This is a genomic window from Centipeda noxia ATCC 43541, from assembly GCF_000160555.1.
Taxonomy (GTDB): domain Bacteria; phylum Bacillota; class Negativicutes; order Selenomonadales; family Selenomonadaceae; genus Centipeda; species Centipeda noxia.
In genome coordinates, this window is the sequence record NZ_GG749281.1 from 263064 (window position 1) to 285482 (window position 22419).

Annotated in this window: 22 protein-coding genes; 17 read left to right on the plus strand and 5 right to left on the minus strand. The window is 59.3% G+C overall.

All coding sequences use genetic code 11. The features are described from left to right. The first annotated feature begins 16 nt into the window (after nucleotides 1-16). From dnaN to HMPREF7545_RS08225, 12 genes are all read left to right on the plus strand, one after another. Nucleotides 17-1159 (plus strand): DNA polymerase III subunit beta, encoded by a 1143-nt coding sequence (gene dnaN / locus HMPREF7545_RS08170; RefSeq protein ID WP_006695252.1) that lies wholly within the window; start codon nucleotides 17-19, stop codon nucleotides 1157-1159. Between the two features lies 1 nt (nucleotide 1160). Continuing rightward, the gene (locus HMPREF7545_RS08175; protein WP_006695253.1) at nucleotides 1161-1376 is read left to right on the plus strand and encodes an RNA-binding S4 domain-containing protein; all 216 of its coding nucleotides are present in this window, start codon (nucleotides 1161-1163) and stop codon (nucleotides 1374-1376) included. A 3-nt stretch (nucleotides 1377-1379) separates the two neighbouring features. Next, on the plus strand, nucleotides 1380-2501 hold the full coding sequence (gene recF / locus HMPREF7545_RS08180) for a DNA replication/repair protein RecF (protein ID WP_006695254.1): 1122 nt from the start codon (nucleotides 1380-1382) through the stop codon (nucleotides 2499-2501). 11 nt (nucleotides 2502-2512) lie between these two features. After that, entirely contained in the window at nucleotides 2513-3427 is a 915-nt protein-coding gene (locus HMPREF7545_RS08185; RefSeq protein ID WP_006695255.1) for a DciA family protein, read from the plus strand. A 17-nt stretch (nucleotides 3428-3444) separates the two neighbouring features. Then, nucleotides 3445-3786 carry a nucleotidyltransferase family protein gene (locus HMPREF7545_RS08190; protein ID WP_006695256.1) on the plus strand — a complete coding sequence of 114 codons (342 nt, stop codon included), beginning with the start codon at nucleotides 3445-3447 and terminating at the stop codon, nucleotides 3784-3786. Beyond that, nucleotides 3731-4144, plus strand: a complete 414-nt coding sequence (locus tag HMPREF7545_RS08195) for a HepT-like ribonuclease domain-containing protein (protein WP_050752693.1) — start codon at nucleotides 3731-3733, stop codon at nucleotides 4142-4144. Before HMPREF7545_RS08190 ends, HMPREF7545_RS08195 begins: the two co-directional genes overlap by 56 nt. Continuing rightward, on the plus strand, nucleotides 4144-6198 hold the full coding sequence (gyrB, locus tag HMPREF7545_RS08200; protein WP_040571322.1) for a DNA topoisomerase (ATP-hydrolyzing) subunit B: 2055 nt from the start codon (nucleotides 4144-4146) through the stop codon (nucleotides 6196-6198). The genes HMPREF7545_RS08195 and gyrB overlap by 1 nt, the downstream gene beginning before the upstream one ends. 53 nt (nucleotides 6199-6251) lie before the next feature. Next, on the plus strand, nucleotides 6252-6944 hold the full coding sequence (locus HMPREF7545_RS08205) for a DUF6882 domain-containing protein (RefSeq protein WP_155812220.1): 693 nt from the start codon (nucleotides 6252-6254) through the stop codon (nucleotides 6942-6944). Between the two features lie 147 nt (nucleotides 6945-7091). Beyond that, the gene (locus HMPREF7545_RS08210; protein ID WP_040571323.1) at nucleotides 7092-7721 is read left to right on the plus strand and encodes an NAD(P)-dependent oxidoreductase; all 630 of its coding nucleotides are present in this window, start codon (nucleotides 7092-7094) and stop codon (nucleotides 7719-7721) included. A 33-nt stretch (nucleotides 7722-7754) separates the two neighbouring features. Continuing rightward, complete coding sequence (locus HMPREF7545_RS08215; protein WP_006695263.1) at nucleotides 7755-8537, plus strand: protein-ADP-ribose hydrolase; 783 nt, start codon at nucleotides 7755-7757, stop codon at nucleotides 8535-8537. After that, entirely contained in the window at nucleotides 8534-9424 is an 891-nt protein-coding gene (locus tag HMPREF7545_RS08220; protein WP_006695264.1) for an SIR2 family NAD-dependent protein deacylase, read from the plus strand. The genes HMPREF7545_RS08215 and HMPREF7545_RS08220 overlap by 4 nt, the downstream gene beginning before the upstream one ends. 225 nt (nucleotides 9425-9649) lie before the next feature. Further along, a complete protein-coding gene (locus HMPREF7545_RS08225) occupies nucleotides 9650-10102 on the plus strand; it encodes a NanQ anomerase/TabA/YiaL family protein (RefSeq protein ID WP_040571324.1) in 453 nt (150 codons plus the stop codon). A gap of 65 nt (nucleotides 10103-10167) precedes the next feature. On the opposite strand, the gene gyrA is transcribed toward HMPREF7545_RS08225, so the two are convergent. Further along, nucleotides 10168-12615 carry a DNA gyrase subunit A gene (gyrA, locus tag HMPREF7545_RS08230; RefSeq protein ID WP_006695267.1) on the minus strand — a complete coding sequence of 816 codons (2448 nt, stop codon included), beginning with the start codon at nucleotides 12613-12615 and terminating at the stop codon, nucleotides 10168-10170. 297 nt (nucleotides 12616-12912) lie between these two features. On the opposite strand from gyrA, the gene HMPREF7545_RS08235 reads away from it, so the two are divergent. Next, the gene (locus HMPREF7545_RS08235) at nucleotides 12913-14616 is read left to right on the plus strand and encodes an O-linked N-acetylglucosamine transferase, SPINDLY family protein (RefSeq protein WP_428829625.1); all 1704 of its coding nucleotides are present in this window, start codon (nucleotides 12913-12915) and stop codon (nucleotides 14614-14616) included. A gap of 116 nt (nucleotides 14617-14732) precedes the next feature. Here the strand turns inward: HMPREF7545_RS08235 and HMPREF7545_RS08240 are convergent, their stop codons facing one another. Continuing rightward, the gene (locus tag HMPREF7545_RS08240; RefSeq protein WP_006695269.1) at nucleotides 14733-15977 is read right to left on the minus strand and encodes an NAD(P)-dependent malic enzyme; all 1245 of its coding nucleotides are present in this window, start codon (nucleotides 15975-15977) and stop codon (nucleotides 14733-14735) included. A gap of 132 nt (nucleotides 15978-16109) precedes the next feature. Further along, on the minus strand, nucleotides 16110-17432 hold the full coding sequence (locus HMPREF7545_RS08245) for an LCP family protein (RefSeq protein ID WP_006696475.1): 1323 nt from the start codon (nucleotides 17430-17432) through the stop codon (nucleotides 16110-16112). 237 nt (nucleotides 17433-17669) lie between these two features. On the opposite strand from HMPREF7545_RS08245, the gene HMPREF7545_RS08250 reads away from it, so the two are divergent. From HMPREF7545_RS08250 to HMPREF7545_RS08265, 4 genes are all read left to right on the plus strand, one after another. After that, complete coding sequence (locus HMPREF7545_RS08250; RefSeq protein ID WP_006695271.1) at nucleotides 17670-18197, plus strand: CYTH domain-containing protein; 528 nt, start codon at nucleotides 17670-17672, stop codon at nucleotides 18195-18197. A 233-nt stretch (nucleotides 18198-18430) separates the two neighbouring features. Then, nucleotides 18431-19108, plus strand: coding sequence for an MgtC/SapB family protein (locus HMPREF7545_RS08255; protein WP_006695272.1), 678 nt, complete (start codon nucleotides 18431-18433; stop codon nucleotides 19106-19108). Nucleotides 19109-19263: 155 nt separating this feature from the next. Next, a complete protein-coding gene (locus HMPREF7545_RS08260; RefSeq protein WP_006695273.1) occupies nucleotides 19264-19740 on the plus strand; it encodes a deoxycytidylate deaminase in 477 nt (158 codons plus the stop codon). 119 nt (nucleotides 19741-19859) lie between these two features. Continuing rightward, nucleotides 19860-21047: an iron-containing alcohol dehydrogenase gene (locus HMPREF7545_RS08265; RefSeq protein WP_006695274.1), complete on the plus strand. Its 1188-nt coding sequence runs from the start codon at nucleotides 19860-19862 to the stop codon at nucleotides 21045-21047. A 62-nt stretch (nucleotides 21048-21109) separates the two neighbouring features. Here the strand turns inward: HMPREF7545_RS08265 and HMPREF7545_RS08270 are convergent, their stop codons facing one another. Beyond that, the gene (locus tag HMPREF7545_RS08270; protein WP_006695275.1) at nucleotides 21110-21562 is read right to left on the minus strand and encodes a metal-dependent hydrolase; all 453 of its coding nucleotides are present in this window, start codon (nucleotides 21560-21562) and stop codon (nucleotides 21110-21112) included. Between the two features lie 155 nt (nucleotides 21563-21717). Beyond that, entirely contained in the window at nucleotides 21718-22161 is a 444-nt protein-coding gene (locus HMPREF7545_RS08275) for an Rrf2 family transcriptional regulator (protein WP_006695276.1), read from the minus strand. Nucleotides 22162-22419 lie beyond the last annotated feature (258 nt).

Sequence of the window (22419 nt, forward strand, 5' to 3'; positions counted from 1 at the left end):
TCGGAAAGGAACGCCCATGAACATCTCACTTGCCAAGAACGACCTCATCTCTGCACTGCAGATCGTCAGCAAAGGTCTCTCCACCAAACCGCAGACGCCGATCCTTTCGGGCATCTACATGACGGCAAAAGAAGGACAGCTCGAACTCCAGACTACCAACTATGAGCTCGGCTTTATCCTCACCATCCCTGCCGAGATCCACAATACGGGCACAGCAGTGCTGCCCGGAAAGTATCTCACTGAGTTCGCGCGCAAACTGCCGGCAGAGGAAGTCTCCATCGATACGGATTCTGCCGACGGCCTTGCCGTCATCCAATCAGGCGCTGCCCGCTTCACCCTGCGGACAATGGAGATCAGTGATTTTCCTGTACTTCACCATATGGACGGAACGCTGCACTTTACTATTAAAGACCGTACTCTTGCGCGTCTTGTCAAAAAATCTGCATTTGCCTGTCTGCGTGAGGAGCAGCGTGACCGCCGTCCGATCTTCACGGGCTGCCAGCTCGAGGTTGAGGGGAAGGAAATCACCTTTGCCGCGACGAATGTCCACCGCCTTGCAGTCAAAAGCGAACAGCTCGAAGAGGATGCCGGACAGATCCGCGTCATCATCCCGGCAAAGTTCCTCGAGGAAGTCACGCGCACCATCAGCAGCGAGGTTCCCGCCGACATTCATGTCACATGCTCCTACAATCAGGTCAGCATGTCCTCAGGCAGCATCTATATGACTGCGCGCCTGATCGAGGGAACATTCCCCGACTACCGCCGCGTTATCCCGCGCGAGGAGAATATCCGCACGAAGGTAACCCTCGACGCCGCGTCGTTCGCATCTGCCGTCGACCGCGCTTCGCTCATTGCGCGTGCGGATCAGTATAATATTGTAAAGCTCTCCTTTACGCAGGGATTGATGCGCATCTCCTCGAACAGCCCGGAGATCGGCGAGGCCGAGGAGACGATTCCGGCGGAGGTCACAGGCGATGATGTGACGATCGCGTTCAACGCATCCTATCTCATGGATGCGTTGAAGTCGCTTGACAGCGATACCTGCATTCTTTCCCTCCAGGGATCGAACGAGCAGGGCGTGAATCTTTCTCCGATGACGATCCGGGAGGAAGCTGATCCAAATTATATTTACGTTGTAACGCCGGTGAGGACACACTGAGTTGACAGATATAGAGATTCGTACGGATTTTATTCAGCTTGATCAGTTTCTCAAACTTGCCGGTGCCGTGCCGAGCGGCGGCATGGTAAAGGAGCTTCTCTCAGGCGGGGGGATACTGCGCAATGGAGAGCCGGAGACGGCGCGCCGGCGCAAGCTTGTGTCCGGCGATGTGGTTGCGGTGGACGGCATCGGGGTCTACCGCGTTGTACGGATTTGACAGATGCAGATAACAGAGCTCTCTCTGCGTTCGTATCGGAATTATGAGGATCTTGCGCTCGGTTTTGACGACGGGGCACAGATCTTTCTCGGGGCGAACGCGCAGGGCAAGACGAATATCATTGAGGCGCTCTACTACGCCGCATTCGGACGCTCCCATCGCACATCCAGCGATGCGGAGCTTATTCGTATGGGCGACGACGGGGCGCATATCGGTCTGCGCTTTGTGCGGCACGATGTGCCGAGGGAACTTTCTTTTACCTTTCAGCGCGGCGCGCGGCGGCGCATCGAGTACGCCGGAGAGAATCTCCGTCAGCGCGACCTCGTCGGCATTCTGCCGATGGTGCTCTTCTCCCCGGAGGATCTTTTCCTCGTTAAGGGAGCGCCCGCGCTGCGCCGCCGCTATCTGGATGCGGAGCTCTCGCAGGCAAGTCCTGCCTACTACGGCGAGCTTTTGCGCTATACGCACATCCTGCGCCAGAGGGGCGCTGTTCTGAAGGACATCCGCGAGCGGCTCGCGCCTGTGGATGCGCTCCTTCCGTGGGATGCGCAGCTTGCGCGCAGTGCCGCATGGATCGTGACGCGGCGCATCGCGGCGGTTGCGGATCTCGGTGCGCTTTCCACGCGCGTGCAGGCGGTGCTCGCGGACGGCGAGGAGCTGACCCTCTCCTATGAGATCGCAGGCGCGGACGAGGATGTTCCAGGGGCGAAAGAGGGCATGGCGCAGCGGCTCGAACTGTGGTATAATGAGATGCTTATAGAAAATCGCGCGCGCGATATTGTGCGCGCCGCGACGGGAACGGGTCCGCATTTGGATGATCTCGTTCTGCGCGTTGACGGTATGAGCCTCCGCAGTTACGGTTCGCAGGGACAGCAGCGCACAGGCGCGCTGGCGCTTAAGATCGCAGAGCTCTTCTACCTGCGGGAGAAGACGAGCGAGGCGCCGATTCTCCTGCTCGATGATGTGATGAGCGAGCTGGATGCCGATCGGCGCAGGGCGCTTCTCGATTTCATCCGGTGCGAGCGCATCCAGACGTTTATCACCGCGACGGATGCGGCGTATTTTCCCGCTGAGCGCATGGGGACGTACCGCCATGTGCAGGCGGGACAGGTTTTGGAGGATTAGGAGGGAAAGCGATGCGCACAACGCTTGGTACGGCGGCTGCAGACGATGATGTGCGCGCAGCGATTCATCGGCTCGGTCCCTCCTTTGAGCGTGGTTATATTTCGCATCTGACGCTCGCGCACTGGGCGGACATCATGGGTGAGATGGTTGCGCGCCGCGTGCGTGCGGTCTATGTCAAGGACAGTAAGCTCTACCTCTATGCGCCCGATGCCGTCTGGAAGAATGAGATGCGCATGAGCGCGCCCGAGATCGTCCAGCGCGTCAACAACTTCGCCGGCGGGCGCATGATCCGTGAAATTGCCTTTGCACGGTCGGCGCGTCTGCCGATCGTCCCTGCCGGGGACAGGGGTGATGAGGAGATGCCTGCGGACTATGCCCGTGCTCTCGTGCAGACGGGGCTTACGGACGAGGAGATCGCGCATGGCTCTGCGCTGGCGGCATCTGTGGAGGATGAGAAACTAGCCTCCTCCATTCAGCGTGCCTATCAAAATATGCGCAAGGCACGGCGGCTCAAGGAGCAGCGCGGATTTACTCCCTGCCCCATTTGCGGACGGCTGGTCCAGGGGATCTGCCTTGATTGCCGCCGCAGCGAGGAGCGCAGCGTACGGCGCGAGGTGCGCGCCATTCTGCGCCGGGAGCCGTGGATCAAGCTTGCGGACATCGTCCGGCGGATTCCCTCCTGCGACGCGCTCATGCTCGGCAGCGAGCGCGCCGACCTCATCCGCCGGATTGCTGGCGAGACGGCATATACAGAGCAGGACAGCGAGAATGCACGCATGCTCACCATGCTGCACCGCGGACTTCCCCCCGAGGAGGTCACGCCGAAGAAGATCCGGAGTACCTTTTGGGAACTGCGCAATGAGCTCATCACCACGCGCGAATTCTGGGAAGAAATGAAGCAGCGCAGGGCAAAGAAGAAATCATAACGAAAGGGGCGTTTCCGATGATCCTCAGTATTGATGAAATCCGTGATAAAATCCGCCCCATTTGCGAGAAATACAAGGTCGAAAAGGTATGGCTCTTCGGCTCGTATGCACGCGGTGAGGCGCGCGAGGACAGCGATGTAGACTTTTATGTCAAGACAGCTAAGGAAATGAGGTTTCTTGAACTTGGAGGTCTTTATGCAGACCTCGAAGAAGTTCTGGGCAAAGAAGTCGATATGATTACAAGAATCCCGGAGGAGTATAAAATCTTCAAGAAATATGTGGAAAGGGATGAGATACTGATCTATGACAGTAAGAGAGAAGGATGTACAGATCCTCCAACATATCGTCAAGCACTGTGATCGCATTCTGGATACCATATCGTATTTTGGCGGGAATCGAAGTCTTTTCATGGACAACCACATTTATCAGGGGAATGTCTCAATCAATTTAGAAGCGATCGGGGAGATTTCTCGTCACCTTTCGGATGATTTTTTGAAAAAGACGAAAGAGATTCCATGGAAACAGATCAAAGGCCAACGCAATATCTTTGCACATGGATATGATACAGCGGTGGATTTTTCGAAGGTATGGGATATGATAACGGAGGATATCCCATTTCTTAGAGAATTTTGCGCTGATATGTTGAAAGATAATAACTGCGAGATCATTCGCGTAGAGCCGACAGCGAAAAAAATAACATCTCCAAGGAGGAAATGATGGCAAAGAAGATCGACCTGAATGCAAACGAGGAGCAGGCGGAGATTCGTCCGCTCACGCCGGAGGAGGCAAAAGAAGCCGCTGAGATGGCGGACATCCCCGATCTCACGGGTGTTGCGATCGGCACGGAGGAGATGGGGGACGAGGTCACTGCAGTCGATGCTGACTACGGCGCGGGACAGATCCAGGTGCTCGAGGGCCTTGAGGCTGTTCGCAAGCGCCCGGGTATGTACATCGGATCGACCTCCGAGCGCGGACTGCATCATCTTGTTTATGAAGTTGTTGACAACTCCATTGACGAGGCGCTTGCGGGCTACTGCGACAACGTCGAGGTTGTGATCCATAAGGACAACAGCATCACCGTCACGGACAACGGCCGCGGCATTCCCGTTGATATGCACGAGAGCGGCATGCCTGCAGTCGAGGTCGTGCTCACTGTTCTCCATGCGGGCGGCAAATTCGGCGGCGACGGCTACAAGGTCTCTGGCGGTCTCCACGGCGTCGGCGTCTCGGTCGTAAACGCCCTCTCCTCCTCGATGGAGGTCGAGGTGCGCCGTGACGGAAAGATCTATGAGATTTCCTTTACGCGCGGCGTGACAGTGAATAAGCTGCATGAGATCGGCATATCCGAGACCACGGGCACGCGCGTGCATTTTGTCCCGGATCCGGAGATCTTCACCGTTACCACGTACAGCTTTGAGACGCTGAAACACCGCCTGCGCGAACTCGCCTTCCTCAACCACGGCATTACGATCACGCTCGTGGATGAGCGAGGCGAGGAGGAACGCCGTGAGACGTTCCATTTTGAGGGCGGCATCCGCTCCTTCGTTTCCCACCTCAACCGCAAGAAGGAGACGATCAACGAGGAGCCGATCTACTTCAACGGGGTCAAGGACGATACGGTCGTCGAGATCGCGATGCAGTACAACGACAGCTATCAGGAAAATATATACAGCTTTGTCAACAACATCAATACCGAGGAAGGCGGCACGCATCTTGCGGGCTTCAAGATCGCCCTCACACGCGCAGCGAACGACTTTGCCCGCCGTCTGAGCGTGCTCAAGGACAAGGACGGCAACCTCTCCGGCGAGGATGTGCGCGAGGGTCTCACCTGCGTCATCAGCCTGAAGGTGCGTGAGCCGCAGTTCGAGGGCCAGACCAAGACGAAGCTCGGCAACTCCGAGGTGCGCGGCATCGTGGACTCCATCGTCACCGAGGGACTCACCGAATACTTTGAGGAAAACCCTGCCATTACGAAGAAGGTGCTCGAAAAGGGCCTCATGGCATCGCGCGCACGCGAGGCAGCGCGCAAGGCGCGTGAGCTCACGCGGCGCAAGAATGCACTCGAGGTCTCGAGCCTGCCGGGCAAGCTCGCCGACTGCTCCGTGAAGGACCCCGATCAGTGCGAGATATACATCGTCGAGGGCGACTCCGCGGGCGGCTCGGCCAAGCAGGGACGCGACCGCAGGTTCCAGGCGATCCTGCCCCTGCGCGGCAAGATTCTCAACGTCGAGAAGGCGCGCCTTGACAAGATCTTTGCAAACGCTGAGATCCGTACGATGATCACGGCGTTCGGCACGGGCATCGGCGAGGAGTTCGACCTCTCGAAGCGGCGTTACAGCAAGATCATCATCATGACGGATGCGGACGTTGACGGCGCGCATATCCGCACGCTGCTCCTCACGTTCTTCTACCGCTACATGAAGCCGCTCGTCGATCACGGACACGTCTATATCGCGCAGCCGCCGCTCTATCAGATCCGCAAGGACAAGAAGCATTTCTACACCTACTCCGACGAGGAGCAGGCAAAGAAGCTCGATGAGATCGGGCGCGACGGCGTGACCATCCAGCGCTACAAGGGTCTCGGCGAGATGAACCCCGAGCAGCTCTGGGAGACCACGATGAATCCCGAGGGCCGCACCATGCTGCAGGTCGGAGCGGAGGATGCGGAAGCGGCGGACGAGCTCTTCACCATCCTCATGGGCGACAAGGTCGAGCCGCGCCGTCAGTTCATCGAGGAGAATGCACGTCTCGTGCGCAATCTGGATATTTAAAGATAAGGGAATCTGTCATGCAAACAGATTCCCTTTTTTGAAGAAAAATGGATATGAAGAAATTTTTTGATCGGCTTTCGGTGGATCGGAGCGACTGGCGTGATGTTTTTTCTGCGTGCCTCGGCAAGATGATGTGCGTCCAGAATGCCTGCGGCGAGCTTGTGGTGCAGAATGAGAATTGGAACATTGACCTTGGGCGCGGCGTTATATTCTTCGGCATGCGGGAGTATCCGATTCAGTTCATTGGAAGTGTATCCAAGTCGAGCGGCACATGGCTCTGGGGATGGGAAAACATCAATCATTTCCCCGACGAGATCATCCGTCTTGCCAATGAGACAAAGGCATACGGCGAGGAATGGCATCTGGAGGCTCTGACAGCAGCAGAGTTCGATCTGAACGATACATTTAATGGACACAACCTCTCCATTGCAGCCTGCGGGATTGCGGATCATTTTGCCTACTACCGTTGTCCGCATGAGGGAGGTGCGATTTTTGTTGCGGTCGGCGGCGTGCCGGAGGAGGTCTTTGCGCCCGTCGATTTTCCGCGTTTCGTCTCTCTTCTGACGCAGTGCCTCGAGCAGTACGAGGTCGATCATCGCATCTTTGCCGAGGCGTTCCTCCTGTGGAACCGCACGCCGTACGATTGGGACGGCAATACGCTGACCGCGCACTTCACGCAGGATCTTGTCATCACATTTGAGCAGGCGGGCGACGATCTGCGCATTTCGTCAATTTCGAGTTTGTAATCTCATTTCTTTTGAGGGCGTTGACTTAGGACAGCGTCCTTTTTCTTTTTTCAAAAAAATTATTGTACCTATTGAAATTATGATTTTTATATGCTATACTCATTTTGTAATCGAGATAATTACTAAATGTTTATGGAGGTATTTCATATGAAAATCGCAGTTGCAGCATCGAACGGGAAGGCAAGCCGTGCAGTCATCAGCGAACTGATCGCGCGCGGACATGAGGTGACGGCATTTGCACGCAGCGAGAACAAAAGTGCAGCAAAGAATTTCGTACAGAAGGACATCATGGACCTGACGAAGGATGATCTGGCAGGATTTGATGCGGTCGTGGACGGGTTCGGCGCGTATACGCCGGAGATGCTGCCGCTGCACACAAAGACAAGCCAGCATCTCGCGGATCTCGTCGCGGGTACGAAGACGCGTCTCTATATTGTCGGCGGTGCGGGCAGTCTCTATGTCGATCCGGAGCACCGTGTGCAGCTGCTCGATACCCCGGAATTCCCGGCGGAGTTCTATGCGCTGGCGAAGGCGCAGACGGAGGAGCTGGCGGCGCTCCGCTCCCGCACGGATGCGAAGTGGGTCTTTGTGAGCCCCGCAGCGGACTTCCGTGCCGGCGGGGCAAAGACGGGCAGGTATATCCTCGGCGGCGAGGAGCTGACGCTGAGCGCGGCGGGCGAGAGTATCATCAGCTATGCGGACTATGCACTCGGGATGGCCGACCTGATCGAGAGTGGGACTCATATCGGTGAGCGCGTGTCTCTCGTGCAGGCGTAAATGTGATCAAAAATCTATGAAGGAAGTGGTTCGATGTCCCTTGCTCTCATTCAAAGGCTGAATGCGATGCTCCTCGCTGAGATGCCGGAGTATCGCGGGCAGGCGGCGGGGGTCGGAGAGACGGAGGCAGCGCAGCGGAATCTGCTGCGTGCGCTCATGAATGTCCGTCCTCCCCTGCCGCTCACAGAGGAGTTCGTGCGCCTGCAGGATGAACTGCTCGCCGCAGAGCGGGAGGAGCGCGGCGTCATCGATGTGACGGCACTGTCCACCGCCCCATCGGATGAGCGCATTACCCTCTGGCAGGGTGACATCACGCGCCTCTCTGCGGATGCGATTGTCAACGCGGCGAACGCGGCTCTCCTCGGCTGCTTCATCCCCTGCCACCGCTGCATCGACAACGCGATTCACAGTGCGGCGGGTCTGCAGCTGCGCGCGGAATGCGCCGCGCTCATGGAGCGTCAGGGACATCCGGAGGAGACGGGCACGGCGAAGATCACGCAGGGGTACAATCTCCCTGCGCGCCACGTCATCCATACGGTCGGACCGATCGTCAGCGGAGCTCTGACGGATGAACACAGGGAGCTCCTTGCCTCCTGCTATCGCTCCTGCCTGCATCTCGCGGCGGAGCATGGCCTCAGGAGCATCGTCTTTTGCTGCATCTCAACCGGAGAGTTTCATTTTCCAAACAAAGAAGCGGCTGAGATCGCCGTACGCGAGGTGCGGGCGTTTCTCGCGCAGAATAAATCAATGGAACGCGTGGTATTCAACGTCTTCAAAGACGAGGACCGCATGATTTACGAAAGACTGCTGTCATGAAAGAAGGCATTGCGAAACTGAAAAACGCCCTCGCCTCTGCCGAATGCATTCTCATCGGCGCGGGTGCAGGATTGTCGGCGGCGGCCGGCTACGAATACGGCGGGGCGCGGTTTTTAAAATATTTTTCGGATTTTCATGAGCGCTTCGGCATCAATGACATCTACACGGGCGGATTCTACCCGTTCCCGACGCGCGGACTGTTCTGGGCCTGGTGGAGCCGGAGCATCTACATCAACCGCTACGCGCCGATACCGGAGAGCGATGTCTATCCGAACCTGCTCCGCCTCGCTGCGGGGCGAGATTATTTCGTCCTCACGACGAATGTCGATCATGCCTTTCAGCGCACGGGATTTGACAAGGAGCGTCTCTTCTATACGCAGGGAGATTTCGGGCTCTTTCAGAGCAGCAGGCCTGCGGGCGCATCGGCAGGAAGGACGTATGACAACGAGGAACAGGTACGCGCGATGCTCAGGGCGCAGGGATTCACATTTGCGCCGAACGGAGCACTTCTCCTGCCGGAGGACGGTGTGCCTTTGATGGAGGTGCCGGCGTATCTCATCCCGTACTGCCCGGACGACGGCACAGAGATGACGACGAATCTGCGCGCGGATGCATCCTTCGTGGAGGATGCAGGCTGGCATGCCGCTGCTGCGCGCTATGAGGACTGGCTCGTGCGCAGTGAGGGACGGCGGATGCTCCTCCTCGAGCTCGGGGTCGGGGCGAATACGCCCGGCATCATCAAGTATCCGTTCTGGCGCATGACGGCGGCGCGCGCGGATGTGACGCTTGCGGCAATCAATCTGGGGGCATATGTCCCCGATGAGATTCGCGGCCGGAACATCGCACTGGACGGGCATATCGAAGAGGTCTTGCGGGAGCTGCTGTAATTTTAAAGAGGAACTGCCATGCGGAGAGCCGTCCGTATGGCAGTTTTGCTTGTAAAATATCTTACGAAAACAATTGTGATTTGTCCTCGATGGTGTTATATTCTAAGCATCGATGATTCCATGTGCATTGATCCGTAAAATAAAAACAATAGGGAAAAATAAATAATATTTTATTATAAATAGAAAATAAAATAAATAAATTACTTCGAAATGGAGAGAAAAACAATGATCTACGGCAGCATCCATCACGAAAAGACCTATGCATTCCTGCCTCCCGCCATACAGAAGGCGCTCTCCTTCGCGCGGACGCACGATCTCGCAGCGCTCCCGACGGGGCGCAATGAGATCGACGGGGATGCGCTCTATGTGAACATCGCGCACTATACAACAGGACCCTCTGAGGAGAAGATCTGGGAGGCGCACCGCTCCTATATCGATATCCATGTTCTCGCTGAGGGAACGGAGCGCATCGATGTCAGCCCGATTGAGCGCATGCAGACGGGCGCCTATGAGAAGGACAGGGATTTCACGCCCGCCGAGGGCGACGCAGCATCCGCTGCGGTGATGCGCCCCGGCGACTTTCTCATCTGCTTTCCGGAGGATGTGCACCGCTCCGGCGTGATGACGGACGCGCCCGCTCCGCTGAAAAAGGGGATTTTTAAAATTCGCGTGGAATAAAATTTGCACAAAAAAGCGCTCTGTTTCTCCTGATGAGAAACAGAGCGCTTTGTATGCAGATTTATTTACTCGCTCGGTGTGTCGACGATGCGGTTCATCGTCGCCATTGATGCGACGCGGTCGTTCTCGGCGATGGTCATGAGCCGGACGCCCTGCGTGTTGCGGCTGATGCGCGAGATTTCGTTGACGGAGGTGCGGATGACGATGCCCTCGGTGGTGATGAGCATGAGCTCCTGATCCTCGCGTACGACGCGGATGCCGACGACGGGACCGGTCTTCTCGGTGACCTTCATGTTGATGAGGCCCTTGCCGCCGCGGGTCTGCGTACGGTATTCCCCCGCTGCGGTGCGCTTGCCGTAGCCGCCCTCGGTGACGGTGAGCACTTCGGAGTCGCTCTTTAGAATATCCATCGCGACGACTTCATCTCCGTCGGCGAGCATGATGCCGCGTACGCCGCGCGTGACGCGTCCCATGGAGCGCACGCCGCTCTCGGGGAAGGCGATCGCCTTGCCCAGGCGCGTGCCGAGCATGATGCGGTTCTCGCCGTCGGTGAACTTCACGCCGATGAGCTCGTCCTCCTCGTCGAGGTTGACGGCCTTCAGGCCGCTCTTGCGGATGTTTGCAAATTCGGCGAGCGGGGTCTTTTTCACAACGCCGCGCTTCGTGCCGAGGAAGAGGAAGCGGTCAGGTTTGAATTCGCGCACCTGGATGACGGCAGTGATGCGCTCGTCCGCCTCAACGGCGAGGAGGTTGATGATGGCTGTTCCCTTCGCCTGGCGGCCGCTCTCGGGGATCTCGTACGCCTTGAGGACGAAGACGCGCCCGCGGTTGGTAAAGAAGAGGATGTCATGGTGCGTCGTGGTGATGAGGAGGTCGCTGACGATGTCGGTCTCCTTCGTCCCCATGCCCTTGACCCCGACACCTCCGCGCCGCTGCCGGCGGTAGGTGTCGAGCGGAATGCGCTTGATGTAGTTGCTCATGGTGAGGGTGACGACGACGTCCTCCTCGGCGATGAGGTCGGTGATGTCCATCTCGCTCGCATCGAAGGTGATCTCGGTGCGGCGCTCGTCGCCGTACTTGTCGCGCACCTCGATGAGCTCGTCCTTGATGATGGCGAGGACTTTCATGCGGTCGGCGAGGATGCCCTTCAGCTCCTCAATCATCCGCAGCACTTCCTGGTACTCCTCCTCGATCTTTTCGCGCTCGAGGCCCGTGAGGCGCTGGAGACGCAGATCGAGAATAGCCTGTGCCTGTTTCTCGGTGAGTTTGAAGCCGTCCATGAGGGCCGTGCGTGCAATGTCTGCCGTGCGGCTCTCACGGATGGTCGTGATGACAGCGTCCAGATGATCGAGGGCGATGGTGAGTCCCTCGAGGATATGGGCGCGCGCCTCGGCCTTTGCGAGCTCGTACTGCGTGCGCCGCGTGATGACGTTCTCCTGGTGGCTGATGTAGTGACCGAGGATCTGTTTGAGGTTCATGATGACGGGCTGGCCGTCGACGAGGGCGAGCATGATGACGCCGAAGCTGTCCTGCAGCTGCGTGTGCTTGTACAGCTGGTTGAGGATGACGTTCGGCGCGCTGTCGCGGCGCAGCTCGATGACGATGCGCATGCCGCTGCGGTCGGACTCATCGCGCAGATCCGTGATGCCGTCGATCTGCTTGTCGCGGACGAGCTCGGCGATCTTCTCGATGAGACGCGCCTTGTTGACCTGATACGGGAGCTCCGTGACGAGGATGCGCGGCTTCCCGCTGCTCATCGTCTCGATGTGGGCGCGTGCGCGCATTTTGATGACGCCGCGGCCGGTCGTATACGCCTTGCGGATCTCCTCGGTGCCGAGGATGAGGCCCGCAGTTGGGAAATCGGGGCCTTTGATGACGCCCATGAGTTCCTCGATGGTGGTCTCGGGATTGTCGATGAGCATCAGCGTGCCGTTGATGACCTCGACCATGTTGTGCGGCGGGATGTTGGTCGCCATGCCGACGGCGATGCCCGCGGTGCCGTTGACGAGGAGCTGCGGGAACTTCGCCGGGAGCACGGACGGCTCCTTCTCCGAGCCGTCGTAGTTGTCGACGAAGTCGACGGTCTCCTTGTCAATATCGCGCAGCATGAGCTCGGCGATCTTCGACATGCGCACCTCGGTGTAGCGCATGGCCGCGGCCGAGTCGCCGTCAACGGAGCCAAAGTTGCCGTGTCCGTCCGCGAGCATGTAGCGCATGGAGAAATCCTGCGCCATGCGGACGATGGCGTCGTAGACGGAGCTGTCGCCGTGCGGGTGATATTTACCGAGCACTTCACCGACGATGCGCGCCGACTTCTTGTACGGCTTGCTGCTCGTCATGCCGGAGCCCTGCATCGCGTAGAGGATGCGGCGGTGCACCGGCTTCAGGCCGTCGCGCACATCGGGCAGCGCGCGTGCGACGATGACGCTCATCGCGTAGTCGATGTACGAGTTCTTCATCTCGTGTTCGAGATTGACCGGGACGACGCGCCCCTGTCCAAAATCCAAATCCAAAATGTCACCTCTCCGTGTTTATTTCACAATAGAACATGATAATTATAGCATTTTCGCGGGGAAAAGTCTATGTTTTGAGAGGGGCTGCCTCATTCTGCCACAAAATATTGGCGTAAATTTTCGGCCCTCTTTCATTTGCTGTCGACAGCAGGCAATATCGTTGGCATCCAGCCGCTCTTTTTCGGACAATCTTGGGGCGTGCAGCGCCGTATGGAAGGGCATGCGAAAAGGGATTCTGCGTACGCTCGTCGAATAAACAGCGGAGGAACGCCAAAGAGGAGGGACGATGTGGAGGATATGCAGGAGCTGCGGCAGGCGATTCTGCTGCGTGCAAACGAGCTCTACGAGGCAAAGGAATATGTGCGTGCGGCGGAGGTAGCACGGGAGCTGCTCGCGGCTCTGCCCGAGGATGCGGAGATGCGCTATATCCGTGCGGCCGCCCTGACTGCATGCGGCTCCTATGCGGAGGCGCGTGCAGAGATTGCCCGCATCCGCACGATAAATCCGGCGCATGCGGGAGCAGCGCGGCAGGAGATCTACATCGACCGCGCGGAGGGAAAGATCCAAGCGGAGATCGCGCATCTCCATGCACTGATCGCCCGGCTGAAGGAGCGCATCGCCGCAGAGGAAGAGAGCCGCGCCTACTGCACGGTCTTTCTCGCGAGCGCATACAGTCTCCTCGGCGCCGCGCTGAGCCGCGCGGGCGCAGTCGAGGACGCCGTCGCGGCGTTCCTCTCCTCCAGCCAGCTCGAGACGGAGCGGGAAAAAAAGGCCGTCGAGTACAGCAATGCGCTCTTTGCCGCAAACTATCTGCCGGCGCATCGGCGCGCGGCGTATGCGGGGCTTGCGCGCGGATATGCCGCTCTTTACGCCGATGTGCTGCCTCTCTCCTCTCCGGAGGACGTCGTGCGCGGGCACGACCGCATCCGCATCGGCTATATCTCGCCCGATCTGCGCACGCATCCGGTGGCGACGCTGCTGCAGCCGCTCCTGCAGTTCTTTGACCGTACGGCATTCTCGGTGTACTGCTATGCGAACTGCGCCGCGGACGAAACCTCCCGGCGGCTGCGCGCAGCAGCCGATGCATGGCGGAATATCCGCGGCATGACGGCAGAGGAGGCGGCAGCGCTCGTGCGGCGCGACGAGATCGATATTCTCGTCGATCTGGCGGGGCATACGCAGGACAACTGCCTGCCCGTGCTCGCGCATAAGCCCGCACCGGTGCAGGTGACGGGCATCGGCTATTTCAATACGACGGGACTGCCTGCCGTAGACTACATGCTCTCGGATGTGTATGTGGACCCTGCAGGCGCGGCGGACGAATCCTTTACGGAGGAGATCATCCGCCTGCCGCACAGCCACTTTTGCTATACGCTGCGCGCGGATCTGCCCGATGTCGCCCCGCTGCCGATGGAGCGGCGCGGCTGTGCAACGTTCGGCAGCTTCAATAATTTCAGCAAGGCGACGGACGAGGTGCTCGCACTCTGGCAGCGCGTGCTGGATGCTGTGCCCGGAGCGCGTCTCCTCGTCAAGAGCAAACTCTTTGACAGCGCCGAGGGGCGGGAGATCGCAGCGGAACGTTTTGCGCGCGCGGGCATTCCGATGGAGCGCACAGAGATGCGCGGGTTCAGCCGCGCGCATCTCTCAGAGTACGCGGATGTGGATATTGCGCTCGATACCTTCCCCTATACGGGCGGCATCACGACCTGTGAGGCGCTCGCGATGGGCGTGCCGGTTGTGACGCTCCGCGGGACGAGCCACGGAGCGTGCTTCGGAGAGAGCCTGCTCGCCAATGCGAACCTGCCCGAGCTCATCGCCGCGTCGCCCGAGGACTACGTGCGGATCGCGGCGGCCCTCGCCTCTGCGCCCGACACGCTGCGCATCCTGCGGAGGAATCTGCGTGCGATTCTCGGACGCGCGCCGCTGACCGATGCGCGCGGCTATGTGCGCGATGTGGAGCACGCCTATCGGGAGATCTGGGAGCGATTCGCGCGTGCTTGACGAAGTGGGAGCAGGTGTGCCTATCGCAGACACAGAAAAAGGCGCTGCTGGTGAACAAAAAAATGCCGCCGAAGGATCCATTGCCTTCGGCGGCATTTTTTCGTTTTTGTATGGGCTCAGCGTGCCGCGTTTCCGAGTAGTTCGCGCGTGTGTGCGGCGACGTCCTCGGGCGTGAGGTCGGTGCGGCGTGCGACACCGGTGTCGAGCGCTGCCTTTGCGACGGCGGCGGCGACGGTCGGCGCGACACGCGGGTCGAGCGGGCTCGCGATGATGTTGGTCTCGTTGAGCTCAGACTCCGGGATGAGGGATGCGATGGCACCGGCAGCAGCGATCTTCATCTCCTCGTTGATCTCCTTCGCACGCACGTCGAGCGCGCCGCGGAAGATGCCCGGGAAGGCGAGCAGGTTGTTGACCTGATTCGGGAAGTCCGAGCGGCCGGTGCAGACGATGCGTGCGCCCGCGGCCTTTGCCTCGTCCGGCAGAATCTCGGGCACGGGGTTCGCCATCGCCATGACGACGGGCGCGGGGCTCATGGTCCGGATCATGTCCTGTGTGAGGCTGCCAGGTGCGGAGACGCCGATGAAGATGTCCTTGCCCTTGACGACCTCGGCGAGCGTGCCGTGCTCCTTCTGGAGGTTGGAGACCTTGGCGATGCTCTCCTTGTACGGGTTCATGTTCTCCTTGCGGCCCTCGTAGATGGCACCGGTGGTGTCGCAGAGGACGACGGTCTTTGCGCCGTAGGCGAAGAGGAGGCGTGCGATGGCCTGACCCGCAGCGCCTGCGCCGTTGATGACGATCTTCGCGGTCTTCAGGTCGCGGTCGAGGTACTTGTATGCGTTGAGCAGGGCAGAGACAACGACAATCGCCGTGCCGTGCTGGTCGTCGTGGAAGACGGGGATGTCGAGCGTCTTCTTCAGCTCGTTCTCGATGTCAAAGCACTGCGGCGCCTTGATGTCCTCGAGATTGATGCCGCCGTAGGTCGGCGCGATGAGCTGGCAGACCTTGACGACGTCCTCGACCTTCGGGCTGTCCACGCAGACGGGAACGGAGTCGACGCCGGCGAAGCCCTTGAAGAGAATGGATTTGCCCTCCATGACAGGAAGTCCTGCGCCCGCGCCGATGTTGCCGAGACCGAGGACGGCGGTGCCGTTCGTGACGACGGCGACCATGTTGCCCTTCGTTGTGTAGTCGTAGATGGTCTCGGGCTTCTCCTTGATTGCAAGGCACGGCGCCGCGACACCCGGCGTGTAGGCGCGGCTGAGGTCGTCGCGCGAGCCGAGGGGCACGGTCGGGACGGTTGCCAGCTTGCCGTGATGGCTCTTGTGGAGCTCGAGTGCCTCTGCGTCAAATTTACTTGCCATGATGAATCTTCCTTTCTCCGGGGAATCGCTCAGGCGTTTCCCGCTGCTCTTTGTCGGACGGCGGCGCTGTGCGCGCTGTCCATATATATAATGTTTGGGAAAGCTGGTGTAGGCGGCGGCAGGAGGAACCTATCACTCCTGCTTGCCTGCAGAGCCGCCGCCGCGGGTCGGCGCCCCATCGGAACCGCCCGTCCTGCCGCTCTGTGCGGCGGGGGCATCGTTCTGGCGGGTGCTCGCGTGCCGCCTGCTCGTGTCGGAGGATGTCCCGGCACCCGAGCTGCGGGGCGGCGAAGATGCATTCGTATCGCCTGTCCGCGCGCGGTCGCTGCCGGAGCGGCGCTCAGAGGATGTGCCCGAGCGGCCGCGCTCCTCGTCCCCGTCTTTGTCGTCCCTGCGGCTGCGCGCTTCGTCGGAGCTGACGGCGCGTCCGACGGAGGTGTCGCCCGCGGGGATCTCGGCCGCATCGGCGGGGATGGAGTCCTCGTACTCGCGTACGGCACGTTCCATGCGGCTGCGCTCATTCGCGGTGAGAGTGACGCCGAGGAGGTCGACCATCGAGCGGCGCAGCTGGCCCATGTCGGGGATCCAGTAGCTGATCTCATTGATGTAGAGCGGCCGGCCGGGGACCATCTCGGTCCGGAGGCCCTTCGCCTGCGATTCCTTCAGCGTGCCGATGAACTCGAGCATCTGGCGGACACTGAGGTCCGTCTTGACGCTGTCGATGACGCTTGCGATAATGCCCGGCAGACGCGGCAGGATGGCGGGCGTTGTCACCGCGTCCATGCAGGCGCGCATGAATTTCTGCTGGCGCTTGACGCGGCCGATATCGCCCTCCTCGTCACGGTAGCGCACGTAGGTGACGGCGGTCTTGCCGTCCATATGCTGCATGCCGGGGCGCAGGTCGATGATGAGTCCCCCGTCGTCATCCCACGGATCCTCGTAGTACATCCGCTTCTCCACGTCGATATCGATGCCGCCGATGGCGTCGACGATCTTTTGAAAAGCGTGGATGTTGACGATGATATAGTGATCGATGCGGATGCCGAGGAAATCCTCGACCGTCCGCTGCGTTAGCTGCTCGCCGCCGTAGGCATAAGCTGCGTTGATCTTGTCGTAGCCGTTGCGCGGGATCGCGACGCGCGTGTCGCGCGGGATGGAGAGAAGCGCAGCCTCCTTGCGCGCCGGGTCGATGGTCGCGACCATCAGCGTGTCGCTGCGCCCGACATCGTCGCTGCGCTCATCCACGCCCATGATCATGATGGTCGCTTTGTCCTTTGCGGTGAGCAGTTCCTCCTTTTGTTCCGTTGTCTTTGCCCGGTCGAGCAGACTGCTTTGGGCGAAAAATGCGCCCGCGATGGCCGCCAGAACAAAGATGAAAATCGTGCCGAGCACGACATATGGCCAGACTCTTTTCTTCGGTTTCGATGATAATTTCTTAGGTGGTAGTTTCGTCAATGCGGGATCGGTCCTTTCCTCCCTTTGTCGGCATATTCCCTACCTGCCGGATGCGGACGCATGTATTCAGCGCCGCGCGGTTGCGTTCTTGAGGAAGCACTGATACAATGAAGAGCATCAATTTGTCCCGCTGGGAAACAAATCGCATGTTCATCCGTTCAGTACCACATAATATATAGCAAACGGGCGGAATATGCAAGGTATACTTCGATAAGAATACAGAGAGGAGTGGGCTCCATGGGGGTGGAAATCGAACGAAAATTCAAGGTGCGCGGCGATTTTCGGCCGAGCGGCAGCGGAACGGAGATCGCACAGGGCTATCTCTCGCGCGATCCGAAGCGGACGGTGCGGGTTCGCATCGCGGGGAGCCGCGGATTCCTGACGATCAAGGGAGAGAACCGCGGCGCCGTGCGCGCCGAATACGAGTATGCGATCCCGCTCCCCGATGCGCGCGAACTGCTCGCGCTCTGCGAGGCGCCGCGCATCGAAAAGACGCGCTATGTCGAGACGGCCGCAGGGCGGCGCTGGGAGATCGACGTATTCCACGGCGCGAACGACGGTCTCATCATCGCAGAGGTGGAGCTGCCCTCGGCTGATGCGGAGGTGACGCTTCCGCCGTGGGCAGAGGCCGAAGTAACAGGCGAGAGCCGCTACTATAATTCTGCACTCATAACACATCCCTATGCACAGTGGACGAAAGAAGAAAGAGTCGGATATCCACGCGAGGCTGTGGACAAGTTCCCCACTCCTGCGCACAAAATATAGAATGAGATGAAAATTTCATGCTACATATGGGGTTATCCACTACTTTATCCACATTATCCACAGAAATCGGAAAACCGTTCGGAAAAATTATGCACACTGTGCAAAGATATGTGGATAAAGGAATTCTCGGATTTTGAAACAAATTTTTCCACAGGGTTTTGCACAACTGGGGATAACTTATGATGAAGTATTGATTTTTCATAATTTATCTATTCGGAAAGGAATCTTTACCTATGCAAGAATGGGAAGTCTGCCTGCGGCTCGTGCTCTCCTGCATCATGGGCGGCATCATCGGCTACGAGCGGCAGATGCGGCACAAGTCGGCAGGTCTGCGGACGAATATGCTCGTTGCGCTCGGTGCGTGCCTCATCATGCTCCTGTCGCAGGCGCTCTACGACAACGTCGAGGGCAAGACGAACGCCGATCCCGCACGGCTTGCGGCGCAGGTTGTCAGCGGCATCGGCTTTCTCGGCGCCGGTGCGATCATGAAGGAGGGCCTGACCGTCACGGGCCTCACAACGGCGGCGACGCTCTGGGTCGTTGCAGGTGTCGGGCTCGCCGTCGGGGCGGGGTTCTATCTCGGCGCGGGGGTGACGACCGGCGTCGTCTTCCTCATCCTCTGGAACCTTTCGCGGCTTGATATGTGGGTCGATCACGACCGCATCCTCGCACTCTCCATCTATACCCTCGACCGGCCGGGGCAGATCATGCGCATCAGCGCCTGCATCGAGGATCTGCACCTGCGCGCGCGCGGCGTCAAGGTAAAGACCGATGAGGACGAGGCGGAGACGGGCGGCGAACGGCGGGTCTACCTCAACTTTGAGGTGTACAACAGCGAGAGCCTGCGGCGCGCTTTCATCATCGACGCACTCCGTCAAGTTGACGGCGTGCTGCGCGTCGATGTGGTGTGATGCTTGACGAAATATATCGAGTGACGTAAAATGAGCGGAGAAAAGGGGCTGCCGCACCGCCGGCCGCCCCATAACATGAGGGAAGGATATCCGCCTGTTGTTGAAGCGCAGGGCGGATTTTCTTGTCCGCAGTGCGATACGGAGAGGAAACGAAGATGATTATCTCCTGGGACGAATACTTTATGGGCGTAGCGATCTTCTCTGCCTACCGGAGCAAGGATCCGCACACGCAGGTCGGCGCGTGCATTGTGAATGAGGACAAGCACATCGTCGGCGTCGGCTACAACGGCATGCCGAACGGCTGCGACGACAGCGTCTATCCGTGGGGGCGGACGGGCGACTTTGCCGATCAGAAATACCCCTACGTCGTGCATGCCGAGCTGAACGCGATCCTCAACGCGAGCACGTCGCTCAAGGGCTGCCGCATCTATGTCTCGCTCTTCCCCTGCAACGAGTGCTGCAAGGCGATCATCCAGAGCGGCATCCGCGAGGTCGTCTACCTCTCGGACAAGTACGCGGCGACCGACAGCACGAAGGCGTCCAAGCGTATGCTCGCCTCGGCGGGCGTCACCTGCCGCCGCATGGAGACTGACCTCACCTCCGTGCCGGTCAATTTTGTCGCAGAGGAATAGAGGATTCGTATCCATCCGCAAAAAAGAGCCGCAGACGCGGCTCTTTTCTATTTTATTTTCGTATTTTTCTGATATAATGAATGTAAGTCATTGCGCAAAGATACGGAGGAGGATTCCTTATGCAAAGCTTTATCTATCATTGCCCGACGGAGATCGTCTTCGGGCGGGGCGCGGAGCATGCAGCCGCTGAGAAGCTGCGCGCGTTCGGTGCGAGCCGTATCCTCGTTCTCTACGGCGGCGGCAGCGTGCTCCGCTCGGGGCTGCTCTCGCGCATCGAGGAGGATCTGACCTCGCAGGGGCTTGCCTTCCTCGTTATCGGAGGCATTCAGCCGAACCCGCGCGTCTCCTTTGTCCGTGAGGCGATCCGCGAGGGGCTGGCGGCGGATGTGAACTTTGTCCTTGCGGTCGGCGGCGGCAGCGTCATCGACTCGGCAAAGGCGGTGGCCCACGGCATCGCAAATCCTACCGTCGACATCTGGGACATCTGGACGCGCAAGACGGAGATCACCAAGACGACACCGTTCGGCTCCGTTCTCACGATCCCCGCCGCAGGCAGCGAGACGAGCGACTCGGCTGTGCTCACGAATGAGGATACGGGGCGCAAAATCGGGCTGAACTCCCCGCTCAACCGTGCGGTGTTCGCCTTTATGAATCCGGAACTGGCCTTCACCCTCCCGCGCGAGCAGATCGCGGCGGGTGCATCCGATATCATGATGCATACGATGGAGCGCTATTTCACCGATGTGAAGGAGACAAACGTATTCACGGACCGCGTTGCCGAGGCGCTCATCCGAACGGTGATGGAGTCCGTGCAGCGCCTGCTCGTCAGCCGCAAGGACTACGATGCGATGAGCGAGCTCATGTGGTGCGGCAGCGTATCGCACAGCAACTTCACCGAGCTCGGGCGGCGCAAGGACTTCTCCGTACACAAACTCGGACATGAGCTGTCTGCGCGCTTTGACGCAACCCATGCGATGACGCTCACGGCGCTCTGGGGATCGTGGGCACGTCATGTCTATCGGTACGACGCCGCGCGCTTTGCGCAGTTCGCCGGAGCGATCTTCGGCATTGATGCGGGGACGGACGAGGAACGTGCGCGCGCGGGCATCCGCTGCATGGAGGAGTTCTTTGCCTCCATCGAGATGCCGACGAGCCTTGCGGGGCTCGCCGAGATCGGCACGCTCACAAAGGGCGCGATCGAGGATATTGCGCGGGCGGCGACTGCGAACGATACCGTCCGCCTCGGCGTGTTCCATCCGCTGACCTGCGCGGATGCGATCGCGATCTACGAGATGGCAAATCACTGAGACCAATCAAAAGCGCCGTTATGGGGACGATCTCCCATAACGGCGCTTTTTGTATGCAAAATTTAGTTGTATGAATGGATGATATACTGCGCTGCATATACAGCAACAATACAAAACAACACAAACAGATACTCACGGAGCGAGCCGACGGTGAAGAGGCGGATGCCGATCTTCTGCGTGGGGAAAAGAGCCGGGACCTTCCCGCAGACGGCGTCCTCTGCGATGTGGCACAGTGCGCCGAGGAGCAGCCAGGTGAGAGCGGAGAAGAACGCTGCGTCGTAGAAGAAGTACGCGCCTGCATGCGTGAGTGCGCCGAGCAGGGCAAGATAGAGCATGGGCCAGTGCGACCAGCCGCGGTGGCGGCTGCGCCAGGTGTTCCAGCCGACGCTGCCGGGCGTTCCCTCGATCTTGTCCGGGAGGACGGCACCGACGCATGCAGCGGCAGCCGGGAGCGGATCCGCGGTGACGGCATAGGCAATGGTTCCGGTGAGGACGATGTGGGATACCCACTTCATGCAGCAAACTCCTTTTCATTCGAGGCATCTTTTTCGCCCTGTTTTGCCGGCCTTTCGTCCCATCGTCCTTCGATGCGTGCGGCCGACCTCCGCGACAGGACAAAAAACTGTGCCGAACGGAGTGTACTCCCTGGGTGATGTCCGATCGAGGTCCTCTATGCTTCTTCCCCTACCCGCTCGCGCGTCTCTGCGATCACGTCGGCGAGTGTGGTCTGCTCCATCGAGTGCTCCATCGCGCGCTGTATTTGCGCAAGATGACCGTCAAGCACATTGTGGATGTTCCGCCCGACAGGGCAGGCAGGGTTTGGATTTTCGTGGAAGCTGAAGAGCGTATCGCTGCCGATGCTCTCGACGGCGCGAAAGATGTCGGCGAGGGTGATCTCACCGAGCGGGCGTACGATGTGGGCGCCCCCCTCGCGGCCGCGCGCCACGGTGATGAGCCCCGCGCGGCGGAGCTGACCGAGGATGCGGCGGATGACGACGGGATGCACGCCGATGCTCCCGGCGAGCGACTCACTGGTCGCAGGTGCGTCCGCACTATAGAGGTCGACACAGATGAGGATATGGATGGCGATGGTAAAGCGGCTTGAGATCTGCATATTGTATCCTCCGTTGTTCTATATCGATATGATACAACGAACGGAGGAGAAATGCAAGTCCTGGGGAAGCAATGATAAATTCAGCACTGCCATTGCAGCGTATTTTTTCGGCAAATCCGCCGCATAGCCTTACGATACGTCCTCTTTGCGTTCTCGTTCAGACGAAAAAATCTACGCCAATCTGACCGGCTTCATTGTATCAGCGATTCCCTGGATGCGAACTCCGCACTGTGCAGAGAGAGGCTTCTGGACTGTGTG